The sequence below is a fragment of the Calothrix sp. FACHB-168 genome (genome assembly GCF_963889195.1).
GTDB classification, from domain to species: Bacteria; Cyanobacteriota; Cyanobacteriia; order Cyanobacteriales; family Nostocaceae; genus Aulosira; species Aulosira anomala_A.
Genome location: NZ_CAWPNJ010000001.1, coordinates 1 through 16,146 on the forward strand (window position 1 = coordinate 1; position 16,146 = coordinate 16,146).

12 protein-coding genes and 1 tRNA gene are annotated in these 16,146 nt (G+C 42.6%); 6 read left to right on the plus strand and 7 right to left on the minus strand.

Features of this window, described 5'->3' with window-relative positions; all coding sequences use genetic code 11:
• Nucleotides 1-132 precede the first annotated feature (132 nt).
• The 5 genes from AACW45_RS00005 to AACW45_RS00025 all read right to left on the minus strand — a co-directional run bounded on the left by AACW45_RS00005 (nt 133) and on the right by AACW45_RS00025 (nt 3,639).
• Nucleotides 133-1,113, minus strand: coding sequence for a restriction endonuclease subunit S (locus AACW45_RS00005; protein ID WP_242045646.1), 981 nt, complete (start codon nt 1,111-1,113; stop codon nt 133-135).
• Between the two features lie 8 nt (nt 1,114-1,121).
• Complete coding sequence (locus tag AACW45_RS00010) at nt 1,122-1,469, minus strand: GIY-YIG nuclease family protein (RefSeq protein WP_190626462.1); 348 nt, start codon at nt 1,467-1,469, stop codon at nt 1,122-1,124.
• 108 nt (nt 1,470-1,577) lie between these two features.
• On the minus strand, nt 1,578-3,092 hold the full coding sequence (locus tag AACW45_RS00015; protein ID WP_190626464.1) for a class I SAM-dependent DNA methyltransferase: 1,515 nt from the start codon (nt 3,090-3,092) through the stop codon (nt 1,578-1,580).
• A 265-nt stretch (nt 3,093-3,357) separates the two neighbouring features.
• Nucleotides 3,358-3,431, minus strand: a tRNA-Pro gene (locus AACW45_RS00020).
• A gap of 25 nt (nt 3,432-3,456) precedes the next feature.
• On the minus strand, nt 3,457-3,639 hold the full coding sequence (locus tag AACW45_RS00025) for a hypothetical protein (RefSeq protein ID WP_190626466.1): 183 nt from the start codon (nt 3,637-3,639) through the stop codon (nt 3,457-3,459).
• A 142-nt stretch (nt 3,640-3,781) separates the two neighbouring features.
• On the opposite strand from AACW45_RS00025, the gene lipA reads away from it, so the two are divergent.
• The 5 genes from lipA (at nt 3,782) to AACW45_RS00050 (ending at nt 8,613) form a co-directional block, all read left to right on the plus strand.
• Nucleotides 3,782-4,660 (plus strand): lipoyl synthase, encoded by an 879-nt coding sequence (lipA, locus tag AACW45_RS00030; RefSeq protein ID WP_190626468.1) that lies wholly within the window; start codon nt 3,782-3,784, stop codon nt 4,658-4,660.
• A gap of 61 nt (nt 4,661-4,721) precedes the next feature.
• Entirely contained in the window at nt 4,722-5,648 is a 927-nt protein-coding gene (locus tag AACW45_RS00035; RefSeq protein WP_190626469.1) for an NAD(P)H-dependent glycerol-3-phosphate dehydrogenase, read from the plus strand.
• Between the two features lie 785 nt (nt 5,649-6,433).
• Nucleotides 6,434-7,684: an RNA polymerase sigma factor SigC gene (gene sigC, locus AACW45_RS00040; RefSeq protein ID WP_190548491.1), complete on the plus strand. Its 1,251-nt coding sequence runs from the start codon at nt 6,434-6,436 to the stop codon at nt 7,682-7,684.
• Between the two features lie 257 nt (nt 7,685-7,941).
• Nucleotides 7,942-8,136: a hypothetical protein gene (locus AACW45_RS00045; RefSeq protein WP_190626471.1), complete on the plus strand. Its 195-nt coding sequence runs from the start codon at nt 7,942-7,944 to the stop codon at nt 8,134-8,136.
• 21 nt (nt 8,137-8,157) lie between these two features.
• Nucleotides 8,158-8,613: a Fur family transcriptional regulator gene (locus tag AACW45_RS00050; protein ID WP_190548489.1), complete on the plus strand. Its 456-nt coding sequence runs from the start codon at nt 8,158-8,160 to the stop codon at nt 8,611-8,613.
• Nucleotides 8,614-8,754: 141 nt separating this feature from the next.
• Here AACW45_RS00050 and AACW45_RS00055 read toward each other — a convergent pair whose 3' ends face one another.
• Together AACW45_RS00055 and cobN are read right to left on the minus strand one after the other, a co-directional pair.
• The gene (locus tag AACW45_RS00055; protein WP_190626472.1) at nt 8,755-9,936 is read right to left on the minus strand and encodes a peptidoglycan-binding domain-containing protein; all 1,182 of its coding nucleotides are present in this window, start codon (nt 9,934-9,936) and stop codon (nt 8,755-8,757) included.
• Between the two features lie 22 nt (nt 9,937-9,958).
• Complete coding sequence (gene cobN / locus AACW45_RS00060; RefSeq protein ID WP_190626473.1) at nt 9,959-13,828, minus strand: cobaltochelatase subunit CobN; 3,870 nt, start codon at nt 13,826-13,828, stop codon at nt 9,959-9,961.
• 87 nt (nt 13,829-13,915) lie between these two features.
• Between cobN and AACW45_RS00065 the strand changes: the two genes are divergently transcribed.
• Nucleotides 13,916-16,036, plus strand: coding sequence for a GAF domain-containing sensor histidine kinase (locus AACW45_RS00065; protein WP_190626475.1), 2,121 nt, complete (start codon nt 13,916-13,918; stop codon nt 16,034-16,036).
• Nucleotides 16,037-16,146 lie beyond the last annotated feature (110 nt).

The window sequence follows — 16,146 nt, forward strand, 5'->3', positions numbered from 1 at the left end:
GGCGATCGCATGAATTGAATGCCAACAAACGCAGATCTATTGATCACCCGTAATTTACTTAATAGGACTTATTCTCATTAGATTTTAAAATATCGCTGACAATTATAGTTCAGAAATACTATTTACTGAAAATTAGTTCAGTACAAATGAACTTGTTACAGTTAGGGTGCGGAATGTGGGATTAATAATATAGTTTAAAATCTTCTTATTCTGTAAAAAATAGAAAAGAAAATCTTTCGAGATTATTTGTTCATTCGGAATTGCTTTCATTAAAGCAACATTGTAAGCACCTTCTAGTCCTCGCAATATTTGAAAAAGAGGAGGGCCATATCTACCAATCATCACATCATCAGGTTGACAAAATCTTCTTGCATCTTTTTTCGGAATATAAACAGTGTAATTGTCAGACTTGTAATCTCTAATTTGAATTAATCTGATATATCCATCTTTTTTTTCTGTAGAGAAAACCGCTTTAGGAGGTTGAGAACCTCCTTGAAAAGTACATACATCACCTAATTTATTCTCTGTCCAATCGTCGCCTTTCTGGGTAAAGATGGCGTTTAGATAGCTTTCAAATAGTTCGCGGGAGTTGGCGAGGTTTTTTTCGGTGTTTGCGATCGCTCTATCAATCCCCTCAAACCCCTCATCCAAAATCACCACAATCCGCTTTTGTTCAGAGAGTGGTGGAAATGGAATAGCTATTGAATTTAGTGATTTTTGATTAAGTTTTGGTTGGGCCATACCGCTTACATACGGCTCAAGAGAGATAGAGTTTAAATAATATTCGATGAAACTCTGTGTAATTTTTTCTTTAAATCGGAGTACATGAGCGTGGTTATTTACCCATGTCTTGCCTGTAATTGAGAATGCTATTGGATAGGTTCTTGCTAAAAGATTTGCACCATCTTCAGACACCAAAAGTAAATCTTCATCAAAGATGTAATCAGCAACATAATCAACAATACCAGAAGCACCATAATAGGGAATATTGCCAGATTTTCTTGAAGCCTTTGTGATAGGTACTCTTTTACTATCTAGGTTTTCACAAAGTTTATCTAAATACTTTATTTCCCAACCTACTGGCAACTGTTCATTATCAACTGTCAACTGCATATCTTACCCTAATTATCATCACCCTTTGAATCCTTTGCTGGTTGAGCGGAGTCGAAACCAGCATTTTCATAATGTGAATAATTCTGACACTCCGCCAAAATATGAAGACGATCCCAATCACGATTCATTAAAGCAATCTTCTTAGCCCGACTCCAACCCTGAACCTGTTTTTCCCGATAGAAAGCATCCGCCACATGATCATAATGCTCTGCATAAACTAACTTTACAGGTAATCGCTTCTTGGTATGATTAGCTCCTAGCCCATTTTGATGCTGCCATAAACGACGAGGTAAATCCTTTGTACTACCTGTATAGAAAGAACCATCAGCACATTCCAGAATATACATATATGGCATTATTTATAACCTTGTGCCAAAAAACGGACTTCGACTTCGCTCAGTCCTCATCTCTAGCTGGTTGAGTGATTGACTCTGTGCTGGTTGAGCGGAGCCGAAACCAGCTTCCTATAGCATTCCCCCAATCCCAGCCAAAATTTCGGCACTCTCCGCATCCAAAGCCGCAATTTCATCCAGAATTTCTTGCGGTTCTCGCAAAGTCGATTCCTCAGCCTTATTCGGATTCTTCACCGACAAATCAAACGTCACTTGATCAATATCAGCAATATCCACCAGCCAAGACTTTTCTGTTTCCGCAAACGTAGCCTGTAACTCCACAAACTCGCGCAAATCCTCATCATTCAGCGCATTCGTTTTCCCCAAACTACGCCCCGGATTCAGTTGGTAATACCAAATTTTTTGAGTTGCCATTCCCTCAGTTAAAGGTTTCCCCTGAGAAAATAAAGGCGTTCCCTGAACGGAATCAAAGGGCTTTCCTTTCTCAAAAAACAGCACCACCGTTTTTACCCCCGCCCCGATAAATGTCCCACTCGGACAATCCAAAATCGTGTGCAGATTGCAACTACTTAAAAGCTCTTGACGCAATGCCCGCGAAGCATTATCGGAATTTGACAGAAAGGTATTTTTAATTACTACCGCCGCCCTACCGCCTATCTTCAGCATTTTGATGAAATGCTGCAAAAACAGAAACGCCGTTTCCCCAGTCTTAATGGGGAAATTCTGCTGTACTTCCTTGCGTTCCTTCCCCCCAAATGGCGGATTAGCCAAAATTACATCAAAACGATTCTTGTCTTGAATATCACTGAGATTTTCCGTCAGCGTGTTGGTGTGGATAATATTCGGCGCATCAATGCCATGCAAAATCATATTCATGATGGCAATCACATACGCCAAACTTTTCTTTTCTTTACCCGTAAACGTATGTTTTTGCAGAATCTCAAGCTCTTTTGTTGTCAGCTTACCCCGACGTAAATAGTCGTAACTCTCACACAAAAACCCAGCAGAACCACAAGCACCATCATAAATTTTTTCACCAATCTTCGGCTTTACCACTTGAATTATTGCCCGAATCAACGGACGCGGCGTGTAATACTCACCCCCATTGCGTCCTGCATTGCCCATATTTTTGATTTTGGCTTCATAGAGATGCGATAGCTCGTGTTTCTCCTGTTGCGATCTAAACCGTAGCTCATCAATATATTCCAGTGCATCCCGCAAGCTGTAGCCGCTTTGAAACCTATTTTTAATCTCGCTAAAAATTTCCCCAATCTTGTATTCAATTGTATCTGGACTAGTAGCCCGTTGCTTAAAACTCTGTAAATATGGAAATAATTTGCGGTTGACATAATCAATCAAATCATCGCCAATCAGCGCATTATCATGATCCAATGTACCATCCGCCTGTTTCGGCGCTGCCCAAGCTGACCAACGATGCGCCTCATCAATAATAAACTCGTATGACTTGCCAGCTAACTCCGCCTCCAACGCCCTTTCCTGCTCCAAATCATCCAAATACTTCAAAAACAGCAACCAAGACGTTTGCTCAGTGTAATCTAACTCTGTAGTACAACCCGCCTCTTTCCAGAGAACATCATCAATATTTTTAAAAGTCTGCTCAAACATTTAGCCTTACTGTGGGATTTTTAATATTAATAGCTTGGCTTATAATTTTGCACTAAAAAGTGCAATGAGCGCGTGAGATACATACTAAGTAATAGTTAAAAAGCTTATACTAATTCAATATGAAGATACATATAATCTACCTGCCCAGAGAGGCTTTGTAATTATAGCCCTACTCGGAGGTGAGGGCGTTTGCAAGGAAACTCAAAAAAATACACCAAACAATATCGTAAGCGCGTTCAGTAATTTGTCGCTAGATGATACAAAATCGGGATGACTGGATTCGAACCAGCGGCCCCTTCGTCCCGAACGAAGTGCGCTACCAAGCTGCGCTACATCCCGGCATGATAAGCCCATTATTAAATCATCATATCATCAATAGTTGGAAATGTATAGTCAGGCTAGCTAGAAAATGGGCATGGGGCATGGGGCATGGGGCATTGGGCATGGGGAATGGGAAAGAAAGATTTTCAGGTTTGGTTGTGGGATTTTCCCGTGATTGACTAACTTGATTGGAGAAATTGCGATCGCCTGCCATCAGTATTGCCAATTCACCCTAATTCCTAGCGCCTGAGACCTACGCAATTGACCATCGCCATATTACTCATATTGGATTTGTGCAAAAATCAAAATCCAAACTCGCCTAACCTTGCTAACATAACTCTGTATATATATAGTAGTGAAAACGGATTGTGACTGTAAAACCAGACTGGTTGCGGGTGAAAGCGCCTCAGTGGGAGCGCGTCGGGAACGTTAAAGAAATTTTGCGGGATTTAGCGCTCAATACGGTTTGTGAGGAAGCGTCCTGTCCGAATATTGGTGAGTGTTTTCAAGCTGGGACGGCTACGTTTTTGATTATGGGGCCAGCTTGTACCCGTGCCTGTCCTTACTGTGATATAGATTTTGAGAAAAAGCCTAAGCCATTAGACCCCACAGAACCGGAACGATTGGCAGAAGCTGTTCGTCGTCTGAAACTAAATCATGTGGTGATTACCTCCGTAAACCGCGATGATTTACCAGATGGTGGTGCGTCTCAATTTGTGGATTGTATCGCCGCAATACGCGCTGTCTCACCTAATACTACAATTGAAGTTTTAATTCCTGACTTGTGCGGCAATTGGAATGCTTTGGAGATAATTATCCAAGCTGCGCCAGAGGTATTAAACCACAACACAGAAACCATCTCCCGCTTATATCGTCGGGTGCGTCCCCAAGGTAACTACGATCGCACAATGGAATTATTAATGCGATCGCGGCAAATTGCACCTTGGATCTACACCAAATCTGGGATCATGGTGGGACTCGGTGAAACTGATACCGAAGTTCGTCAAGTTATGCAAGACTTACGCGCCGTAGATTGTGATATCTTGACCATTGGGCAATATCTCCAACCTAGTCAAAAACACTTGAAAGTTGATAACTTTATCACCCCAGAACAATTTGCTGCTTGGCAAAGCTACGGCGAAGAACTGGGATTTCTGCAAGTAGTTTCTTCACCCTTAACCAGAAGTTCCTATCACGCAGAACAAGTACGCCAACTCATGGAACTTTACCCCCGTAGTCGGGGATGAGGCGGACAAAGGGGATAGATTGACCATTGACCATTGACTAATGACTAATGACTAATGACCAATGACTAATGACAAAACCGTAGCAATTTTAGGCGCAGGTGCTTGGGGTCAAGCACTAGCAAATTTGGCTGCGGCGAATGGTCATCAGGTGCGTCTCTGGTCGCGGTGGGGAACCCTAAGTTTAGAAGCAGTGCTACAAGATGCTGATATCATCCTATCTGCGATCTCTATGAAAGGTGTCAGAGAAGTGGTGATACAAGTCCAGTCTTTCCCCATTTCCCCAAATGCAATTTTTGTGACGGCGACAAAAGGCTTAGAGCCAGAAACTACCTTTACGCCGTCGCAAATTTGGCAAACAGCTTTCCCTCATCATCCAGTTGTTGTCCTTTCCGGGCCGAATTTATCAAAAGAAATTGAAATGGAATTACCTGCTGCAACAGCTGTCGCTAGTACCATTGCTACGGCGGCGGAAGCTGTGCAGCTGGTGTTTTCTTCTAATCGGTTTCGCGTATATACCAATCCCGATCCTGTGGGAGTGGAACTAGGAGGAACGCTAAAAAATGTAATTGCGATCGCAGCTGGTGTCTGCGACGGTTTACAACTAGGAACCAATGCTAAAGCAGGTTTAGTTACCCGTGGACTCACAGAAATAGTACGCATCGGTACATTTTGGGGTGCGAAGCCAGAAACATTCTATGGTTTATCCGGTTTAGGAGATTTACTGGCTACCTGTAACAGTCCTTTAAGCCGCAATTATCAAGTTGGTTATCAATTAGCAGCTGGTAAAACATTAACGGAAATTCTTACCCACCTACAAGGAACTGCTGAAGGGGTTAACACCTGTCGCGTGTTAATTCAACGAGCTAGACAGCAAAATATTCCCGTTCCTATTACCGAGCAAGTTTATCGCTTACTTCAGGGTGAAGTCACACCCCAACAAGCTCTTGATGAATTAATGTTACGAGATATTAAGCCAGAATATAACTAAAAAATGTTGACTGTTGACTGTTGACTGTTGACTGTTGACTGTTGACTGTTGACTGTTGACTGTTGACTGTTGACTGTTGACTCCTACTCGCTCAAGGTATTGTTGTCTTCACAACTAACAACTGACAACTGACAACTAACAACTAACAACCAATATTTGTATTTTGAAGGATGGGCGCATTTGGCTAGTGGTGCAAATTTAGCGCTATTTCCCAGTACCCGATCCCTAGCTGCGAATCCCCAACCTCTAAGAAAATTCAGCATTCTAGACCAAGAGCAGGAATAGTAACGCCATACTTGGGTATTAGCACTTCAGCGTTACTACTAGCGCACTGACCAAGACAATTACTTTTTCTGCTTACCAAATATTCCCTAGAGAAAAATTCGCAAATTGTCAGGATAGTACTTCTATCCCCGTGTAGATATGACTATAGCGATTATGAACATGATTTTTACTGAAATATGTTTATACCACGTTACATTTGTAACAGTCAAGTTCCATCAAATTTGCAATGTTAAATAGCTGTTTTTAAGCTTAAAAGTTAGCTGTAGATATGAATAGCTATTGGTTCAACGAAAGAGCTACAGCCGCCGATCACATCGGTAGTTATGTATAAAACATTACTATTTTAGTTTTTTTTAAGTTTTTTTTAAAAAAAACCGTAATGTCACCCTGAATCGTGTTAGTTAAGCCCGAATCACGGGAACAATAGCAACAGTTAATTAGCTGACCGTAATTTTTAGCTGACCGTAATCTATTGTTACCTGGAGCCATTGAGACGATCTATGCCAGCAACATCTTTTTACGCAGATGCCCCCTACAACACCCCCAAATCCCAGCAAATCTTGGATCGAGATCTCACGGTTGACGACAATGAGTTAGCTGTAGATGATTTGCAGGATTTAGAGTTGGCTTCTGTTGATCCTGCTCATTTCGCTGCTAACACCAACCGTAGAAGTACAGATTTAGTACGCTTATATCTTCAGGAAATTGGCCGGGTTCGGTTGTTAGGCCGGGATGAAGAAGTTTCCGAAGCACAAAAAGTCCAGCGTTACTTGCGGATGCGGATAGTGCTTGCTAATGCTGCAAAACAAGGAGATGCAGTACTTGAGCCTTATTTACGCTTAATTGAAGTTCAAGAACGTTTAGCATCGGAATTGGGACATCGCCCTTCTTTAGAAAGATGGGCTAATACAGCTGGTGTGAATGTTTCTGATTTGAAGCCGATTTTGTCTGAAGGTAAGCGTCGTTGGGCAGAAATTGCCAAAATGACAGTGGAAGAACTGGAGCAAATTCAATCCCAAGGACTCCAATCTAAAGAACACATGATCAAAGCCAATCTGCGCTTGGTTGTGTCTGTTGCTAAGAAGTATCAAAATCGCGGTTTGGAATTGTTGGATTTAGTCCAAGAAGGTACATTAGGCTTGGAGCGTGCTGTCGAGAAATTTGATCCAACTAAGGGTTATCGCTTCAGTACCTATGCTTACTGGTGGATTCGTCAAGGTATTACTAGAGCGATCGCTACTTCTAGCCGGACAATTCGCCTTCCTGTCCACATTACTGAAAAACTCAACAAAATCAAAAAAGCTCAACGCAAAATTGCTCAAGAAAAAGGTCGTACTCCTACCTTAGAAGATTTGGCAGTTGAGTTAGAAATGACTCCCACCCAAGTTAGAGAAGTTTTGTTACGAGTACCTCGCTCTGTTTCTTTGGAAACTAAAGTTGGTAAAGATAAAGATACAGAATTAGGCGAATTACTGGAAACTGATAGCGTCACGCCTGAAGAATTGTTAATGCGAGAATCTTTACAAAGAGACTTGCAACATCTGTTATCTGATTTAACTAGCCGCGAACGTGATGTGATTCTGATGCGGTTTGGTTTAGCAGATGGTCATCCCTATTCTTTAGCAGAAATTGGTCGCGCTTTAGATTTATCTCGCGAACGAGTACGCCAAATTGAATCTAAGGCTTTACAAAAACTGCGCCAACCCAAGCGCCGTAACTTGATCCGCGACTATTTGGAGTCTCTTAGCTAGTAGTATCTGTCATTAATGCTGATGAACAATTAGGTTCGTAGTCAGGACTTTAATCCTGTTCCTGGATTGTTAACCACGCTTTATGCTGATTTTCTGGTCAATGCGGCTTTGTGACTAACAAAGAGCCTCTGTGTTGGACAGGTTTTCTAGCCCAAAGCAAGTGGCGTGGAAACCCCAAGAATTTGCTAACTCACTACGAACTCATCAGTCATTGAGTTGCTAGATCCCCGTTGCCAAAATCTCACTTTAGTTAGTTTATGGCAAATTATTTTCACTTAGGTAGACGAGAATTGTGCAGGCTCTACCGTCAAGATGCTTTGCTAGCGGGGATCATCTATATATTCCAGATTTTGCCGAATTTTATGATTATTCTTCAGCCTTTAATAATTATTCTCAATAAGCTGCGGTTGTTGCAAACTGCTCAAAATATTTGCTATATTCTCAACTATTAGGCTTTGTTGAGAAAAATTAGTATGACTGTTTACACATCTACTTCGCTCAAAGCAGAGTTAAACGATCGCGGCTGGCGTTTAACTCCCCAACGAGAAACAATTCTACACATTTTCCAAGAACTTCCGCAAGGCGAACACCTCAGTGCCGAAGATCTTTATCATCGACTAGAGACTGATGGTGAGGGAATCAGTCTATCAACGATTTACCGGACTTTAAAGCTGATGGCCCGCATGGGGATTTTGCGGGAATTAGAATTGGGAGAAGGTCATAAGCATTACGAACTTAATCAACCTTACCCCCATCACCACCATCACCTCATCTGTGTCAGATGTAACAGCACCATTGAGTTTAAAAATGACTCAATCCTGAAAATTGGTGCGAAAACTGCTCAAAAAGAAGGCTTCCATCTTCTTGATTGTCAGTTAACTATCCATGCTGTTTGTCCCAAGTGCCAAAGAGCGCTTATGCCTGTGTAGTATCAGGGTGGGATACTAGAGGATAGTCTCAAAATCACCAGTCTCAAAGTCACAAAAGATGGCATTTTGAGCAGTTGATTATCGCTGTTACCGGAGGTAGCAACTAGTTGGGGAAATCTTACGTCATTCTATGAGCGGATGTTAAAAGCGTCCGCTCCGAATATCCTTGAGACTAACCCCGTAAAACTCTTGAGCTTGTTTAATGGCTTTTTTGGTATCTTCAGCCATTACACCGTTGAGTTCGCCTTTGTAAAAACCTTTTTCTTGTAATCGCCGTTGAATTTCCAAAACACTAAACTCACTCTTGGGAGTATTAGTCACTAAACTATATAACTTAGCTCTGGTAGTTGGGCCAGCAACCCCGCTAGCGGCTAAATAATTGGCTGCTTGAAATCGGCGGACAGCATCTGCGGTATTAGGTCCATAGTAGCCGTTTGGCTCTCCTTGTAAGTAGCCGGCTTTAATCAAATGTGATTGCAGAACCCGAACTGCTTCGCCGCGATCGCCCATTCGCAGATTATCGCGCTCGACTACTGCTTTGGGAGTATCATCACCATCACCAACACCTATAGGCGGTAGTTTTCTGAGGGTTGCGGGGCCGACAACACCATCAGCATCTAAGTTATAAGCTTCTTGGAAGCGCTTAACTGCGGTTTCTGTAATGGGGCCAAATATCCCTGTAGCGTTACCGTAGTAAAAGCCAGCTACACGCAACCGTTCTTGGAGAACTCTCACGCTTTCACCTTCATCACCGCGTGTTAGGTAATTGGGATTACTGCGTTTGTTAGTGGCGACAGCAGCAACTGTAGTTTTTTTGGCTGTAGTATTTGCAGTATTGGGCTTGGCGGTTTGTGTCCTCACCACAGTTGCTTGCGGCGCTGGGTTATTAGTTTTTCTGGGCTGTGTAGTCGTCGCATTTACAGCTTTGGGACGCCAGGTTTGGATTTTTTGTAGGGTTGTGGTGCCTACAACACCATCTACTGGTAAACCGGCGGCTTTTTGAAACCGTCGTACAGCATCTTCTGTAGGGAAGTCGTAAATTTGAGTAATTGGAGCTTGATAAAAGCCGATTTTTTGCAACTGTTGTTGGAGATTCCTGACAGAAGGGCCTTGATCGCCGCGTTCCAAAGCCATGACGCTACTAACCGCACTGAGAATAGATAAACTCAGAGCTAGGGGTAACATATACCGCCAAGCCTTACCAGACAGTCGTTTCCAATCTGGTGTAGCGGCTGTGTTTAACAGCACGCTCAGGGAAACTAATTCGCTGGGTTCGCTTTCTTCGTAAGCAAAAGCTGAATGAAAATACGCTAGGTTGTCCATATAATATAGGTTCCTACACCACTTATTTTTCTTCTATCGCGGCTTCAGCTTGATGTACAAGGTTGCGCAAAGTTTCTAATGTTTGTATATTTACATCCTGCCATAAACCGCGCTTGTATGATTCTAATAATCTCTCAGCAATATCACGCAAAGCCCAAGGATTTTTTTGGTAAATAAATTCTGACACATTGGGATCGATTAAATAAGCTTGAAATACGCCCTGATACATATAGTCTTCCACACATTGAGCTGTGGCATCATAGGCAAATAAAAAGTCCATTGTCGCGGCCATTTCAAAGGCTCCTTTATAACCGTGACGCATCATCCCGTCAATCCATTTCGGATTAATGACACGAGAGCGATATACTCTAGCAATTTCTTCTTTGAGTAGGCGGACTTTTGGTTGAGCAGTTATCGAATTATCGCCAAAATAAGTTTGGGGATTTTTTCCTTGGAGCGATCGCACTGCGGCTGTTAAACCCCCCTGAAATTGGTAATAATCATCAGAATCGAGCAAGTCATGTTCGCGGTTATCTTGGTTGTGTAAAACAACTTGTGTTTGCATTAAGCGTTGCTTGAAGGCTTCTGGCGCAGCAATGGGATCTGTGGTTCGACTGCGCTCACCACCCGAATAGGCGTAAGCACTCCAATTGATAAAAGCGCGTGCTAAATCGTTGTCATCTGTCCAATTTTGTGATTCTATTAGGCCTTGTAATCCTGCACCGTAGGCACCTGGTTTAGAGCCAAAAATGCGATAACGCGATCGCAAAAATGCTTCCTCTGAAGTTAAACCTTGTGCTGTCCAAAAATCAGTATCTTGGCGAACTTGATTGGCGAGGGGATTTTCTTCTGGTGCTTCATTTAATGCGGCTACAGCTTGTACTGCTGAGTCAAATAAATCAATCAAATTGGGAAAAGCATCGCGGAAAAATCCCGAAATTCTTAAGGTGACATCTACACGCGGTCTGCCTAAAACTGATAGTGGTAAAATTTCAAAATCTACTACGCGCCTAGCTGCGCCATCCCATACAGGTTGTACGCCTAATAATGCTAAAGCTTCGGCAATATCATCGCCTCCGGTGCGCATGGTAGAAGTACCCCATACAGATAATGCTAGTGTTTTCGGATACTCGCCATTATCTTGGGTGTAGCGCTCAATTAAAGTCTCGGCGGCTCTCCTGCCTATATCCCAGGCTGTTTCTGTCGGTAGGGCACGAATATCCACAGAGTAAAAGTTTTTACCTGTTGGCAACACTTCCGGGCGTCCGCGTGTAGGTGCGCCAGATGCAGCGCTTTGCACATATTTACCATCGAGTCCCCGTAGCAAGTTACTAATTTCTTGCTGTGTTTGTTGCAAAGCTGGGAGGAGTTTGGCGGATATCCAGTTGAGAACTTTGTTGAGTTCTGAGTTATTCGTGGTGATTGTTGAGGGATTATTTATAATTTCTTCGACTAAAAAAGCAGCTTGTTCTTCTAAAACTTCTACAACATCGCCAAGAGTGTAACATTTTTTGCCATTGACAACTGACAACTGACAACTGACCATTGACAAATCTGCTGTAAGGGGATCGAAATCTAAACCCCAATCTTGAGCTAAGGCGCGGGTGATACCGATGGAATAACGATTAGGAATGCGAGCGATCGCGACTATTAAATCGCGTAACTGTCGCCCTTGGGGACATTGCCCAAAAATGTGCAAGCCGTCGCGAATTTGCGCTTCTTTGAGTTCGCACAGATAACCATTGATGGTGTTTAAAATTAAATTTTCTAAGTTTGAGATATCTTGCTCATTGTTAATTCCTAAATCTTGATGTAAATTTTCTTCAAGCATGAGTTCGCGGATGCGATCGCGAATCATGGGTAATCGCACCGGATCTAAACTTTCCGCTTCGTAATATTCATCAATTAAATTCTCTAATTTTTGCAGCGAACCATAAAGTTCTGCACGGGTCATTGGTGGTGTTAAATGGTCAATAATCACCGCTTGCGATCGCCGTTTTGCTTGGGAACCTTCACCGGGATCGTTAACAATAAACGGGTATAAATGAGGCATTGCGCCTAAAGCAACTTCTGGATAGCAATTACTGGATAAAGCGATACTTTTACCGGGAAGCCATTCAAGATTGCCGTGTTTTCCCACATGAACTACAGCATCCGCCGCAAAAGATTCTCGCACCCAATAATAAAAAGCTAAATAAGCATGGGTAGGTTCCAAATCTGGCGCATGATAACTCAAACTCGGATCGAGATCGTAACCTCGCGCTGGCTGAATGCCTACAAAGATGTTACCCAGTTGGATGCCGGGAATTGGGAATTGGGCATGGGGCAGAGACGCGATGAATCGCGTCTCTACAAGTTGTTCCCCTTCCGCCCAGCGTTGGGAAATGCCTTGTTGTATTGGCTGTGGTAATGTGGCGAAATAATTTTGATACTCTTGTGCAGAAAGACTTTGAGCGACTGCACGCCAGTCTTTACCTTCTGGATCGTTGGTGACGCCAGAGGTGAGACGTTGAATTAATTCATCGCTGTCAGCAGGTAAATTTTCAACATGATAGCCAGCTAACTTTAAAGCTTGGAGAATTTCGATACAACTAGCGGGAGTATCTAAGCCGACACCATTAGCAAGGCGTCCGTCACGGTTGGGATAATTGGCGATAATTAGAGCAATGCGGCGTTCTTGGGGTGGTTTGCAACGGAGACGTACCCAATTAGCGGCGAGTTGACAGACAAATTCAATGCGATCGCTTACTGGTTCATAAACTACCACATCTGTTTCTAAATCTTGATTTCGCGTTTGTATTGTCTTAAAAGAGACAGCGCGACTAATTATCCGTCCATCTACTTCTGGTAGCGCCACATTCATGGCAATATCGCGGGGAGAAAGTCCTGATAACTGTGATTCCCACTGCTCAATCGAGCCGCCACTGAGAATAACTTGTAACACGGGTACATCTAATTGTTCCCATAGTTCAATTTGGGGTGTTTCTGTTTCCAAGCGCGCCAAAGAGAAACTAGTCGTATTTAACAGCACTGCAATTTGTTCTGAGTCTTTGGGTTGGAAAAACTCGCTTAACTCAACTTGAATATCCGGTTCGCGTAACGAAGATACAAAAACTGGTACAGGGTGTAAATTTTTCTGTACTAATGTTTCACATAAAGCATCAATTACTTTGGTATTTCCTGCCAAATAATGAGCGCGATAGAAGAGAATGCCGACTTTGGGTATGGGGCATTGGGCATTGGGCATCCTTTCGACTTCGCTCAAGGCGAGTGGGCATTGGGTATTGGGCAGAGACGCGATGAATCGCGTCTCTACAAGTTGTGCCTCTTCCTTTTGTTCTCTCGTCCATTCATACAAGCCAATACGGGGCACTAACTGCGGTGCTGGTGGATGAAATGAAGTTGATAAACAATTATCGGCAATAAACTTGAGAGCATTGACAAAATTATCAACACCACCTTGGTTAAAGTATTGCCATACTTGGTTAACAATCTCTAAAGGCACGTTAGACTGAGAAATTAATAGGGGATCAAAAGCATCGTCCCCTGGCATTACAATGAAGGTTATATTATTACGTTGAACAATTTCTTGTACTACTTCTAAACCATAAGTCCAATAAGAACGTCCTCCTAATAGGCGTAAAATTATTACCTGGGCAAGTTCTAAAACTTGCTCGCCGTAAGTGTCAATACTAATTTGTTGCTGTAATTGCAATAAGTTGGCGACTCTTAAAGCCGGGAATGTTGCAGGTAGTTTAGGAACCGCAGCTGCCAGAGTTTGAATATCGGTATCAGCAGCCGTAATAAATACAAAGGGAGCTGGAGTTTGTTCTATAAAAATCAAGTCTTCTGACTGATTCCAACCGCCGGGTGTGGCACTTACACGATGCATAATTCTCTATTTACCGTCTTAAACTGTTGATTACAATACAAGAAAACCTTTTAGCCCAGCAGCCAGCTCCTCACTAAACCTTTCAACATGCCTAGTTCTTCTGATTTGAGCTTCTCCCAAACCTTACCCTCAGATACATTTAACCAGCTTGGGGAATTACTACAGCAGATGGCTCAAGCAGTGGAAAGTGGGGCTTTGTTGGTAACAGAAGCTGTGTTGGCTAGGATGCGCGTACCTGCTGATTGGCAAGAACAACGGTTTACATTACTGGTTTCGGAGCAGTTTAGCGCGCTGTTGGTGGGGTATTACGTTCAGACAGACAAAGCAAATAACTCCTCAACATCAGTTTCGACAATGGGGGAAAATCCTACTGAGGGTTTGCCCAATTCAGAGAAATCTCAGCAGTTAGCTTCCACACGGAACTCTAGAACCGCCTACAGTCAACAGGATGCAGCAGAACTAACTACTAGCTTGACATTTAATTCCCAGGCGATCGCAACTTTTTTGGCGAAATTGCGAGATTTATTTGCAGCAGATTCCCATACTTACCAAAATCTGACACGCTACAGTCAAATTCCGCCTATTAATAATAGTACGCTTCAAAGTCAATTTAGCCTGTTGCTATTACAATCTCTCATACCGCAAATTAATCAGGTGGTAGAGGTAGCACCAACTCCCGATTATTCCAGTCTGTTAATTTGTCAGCCTGTAGAAGATGCTTTAAAAAAACAGATTTCGCAAGAACGATTGTTAAATCAGGTGACAAACCAAATCCGCCGCAGTTTGGATTTATCAGTCATCATGGCAACAGCTGTTACCCAAGTACGGGAATTTCTCGAATTAGACAGATTAGTAATTTATAAATTTGAGGATTCTCGAAATACTGTACAAAATCCATTTGATAATGCGGCGTTAAATGAGGCGAACCTGGGTACAAGGTTTGTGACTCAACGTGCAGATCCTCTTTATTCAGTGAATGGGCAATACCCACTCGCCAATTCAGTCAACTCCCAACCCCCAGAAACAGATTATCCACAGCATGGGGGTTGTATTGTTTATGAAGTGAGAGCTACAGATACAATTCCCTCTGTGTTGAATTACAGAGAACAAATGTGCTTTTTACGTAATTCGCGTTGTTGGGAAAAGTATCGTCAAGGCTTTACTTTGGCAGTGGATGATGTCGAAAAAACTTACGCTTTAGAAGAGTGTTTGTTAAATTTCTTACGGGAAGTCAAGGTAAGAGCCAAATTAGCTGCCCCAATTATGTTTGAAGAGAAACTTTGGGGGTTGCTAATTGCCCATCAATGTTATAGTCCCAGAGAATGGACAGATAGTGAAACAAAATTATTAACTTCCATTGCTGAACAATTAGCGATCGCAATTCATCAATCAGAATTAATGCGATCGCTCACTCAAGAAAAACATACGTTAGAACAGCGCGTAGTTGAGCGTACAGTTGCGCTAAGAGATGCTTTACTCGCCGCCGAAGCCGCTAGTCGTCTCAGGAATGAATTTCTCGCCACTATTAGCCATGAATTACTCACGCCTTTAACTTATGTGATCGGCATGTCCTCAACTCTGTTACGCTGGCCGATAGGCGAATTAAGCCAGCGTCAACGAGATTACTTGCAAACCATCCATGACAGTGGCGAACATTTATTAGAAATGATCAATGACATCCTCGATTTATCACAAATTGAGGCAGGGAAAACAGTTTTAAATATTACAGAATTTTCCTTAAAAGATATCGCAGAGAATATCCTCAAGGGATTGGAAGAGAAAGCGACAACTGAACAGCTACATCTTACCTTAGATTTACAAATTGACCCCAGACGCGATCGCTTCACAGCTGACGCGACAAGAATCGAGCAAATTATCTGCAATTTATTGACTAATGCCATTAAATTTACACCCAAAGGTGGCAACGTCACCCTGCGACTTTGGGTAGAAGAAGATACCGCTATTTTTCAAGTCGAAGATACAGGTATTGGCATCCCCGAAGAACAATTGCCCCTACTATTTGAAAAATTCCAGCAACTCGATACACCCTATCGTCGCCGCTATGAAGGCACAGGATTAGGTTTAGCTTTAACCAAACAACTTGTAGAACTGCATCGCGGGCGAATTGAAGTAGAATCCACCGTAGGCATCGGTTCAATTTTTACCGTCTGGATACCTGCACAGCCGATTCAGGTTTTGAAGTCTTGAGGATGAGGCAGGGGGCAGGGGGGACAAGGGGGACAAATAATTCAAAATTCAAAATTCAAAATTAAGAATTCTATTTGACTTTTGACCATTGACCATTGACCATTGACTTT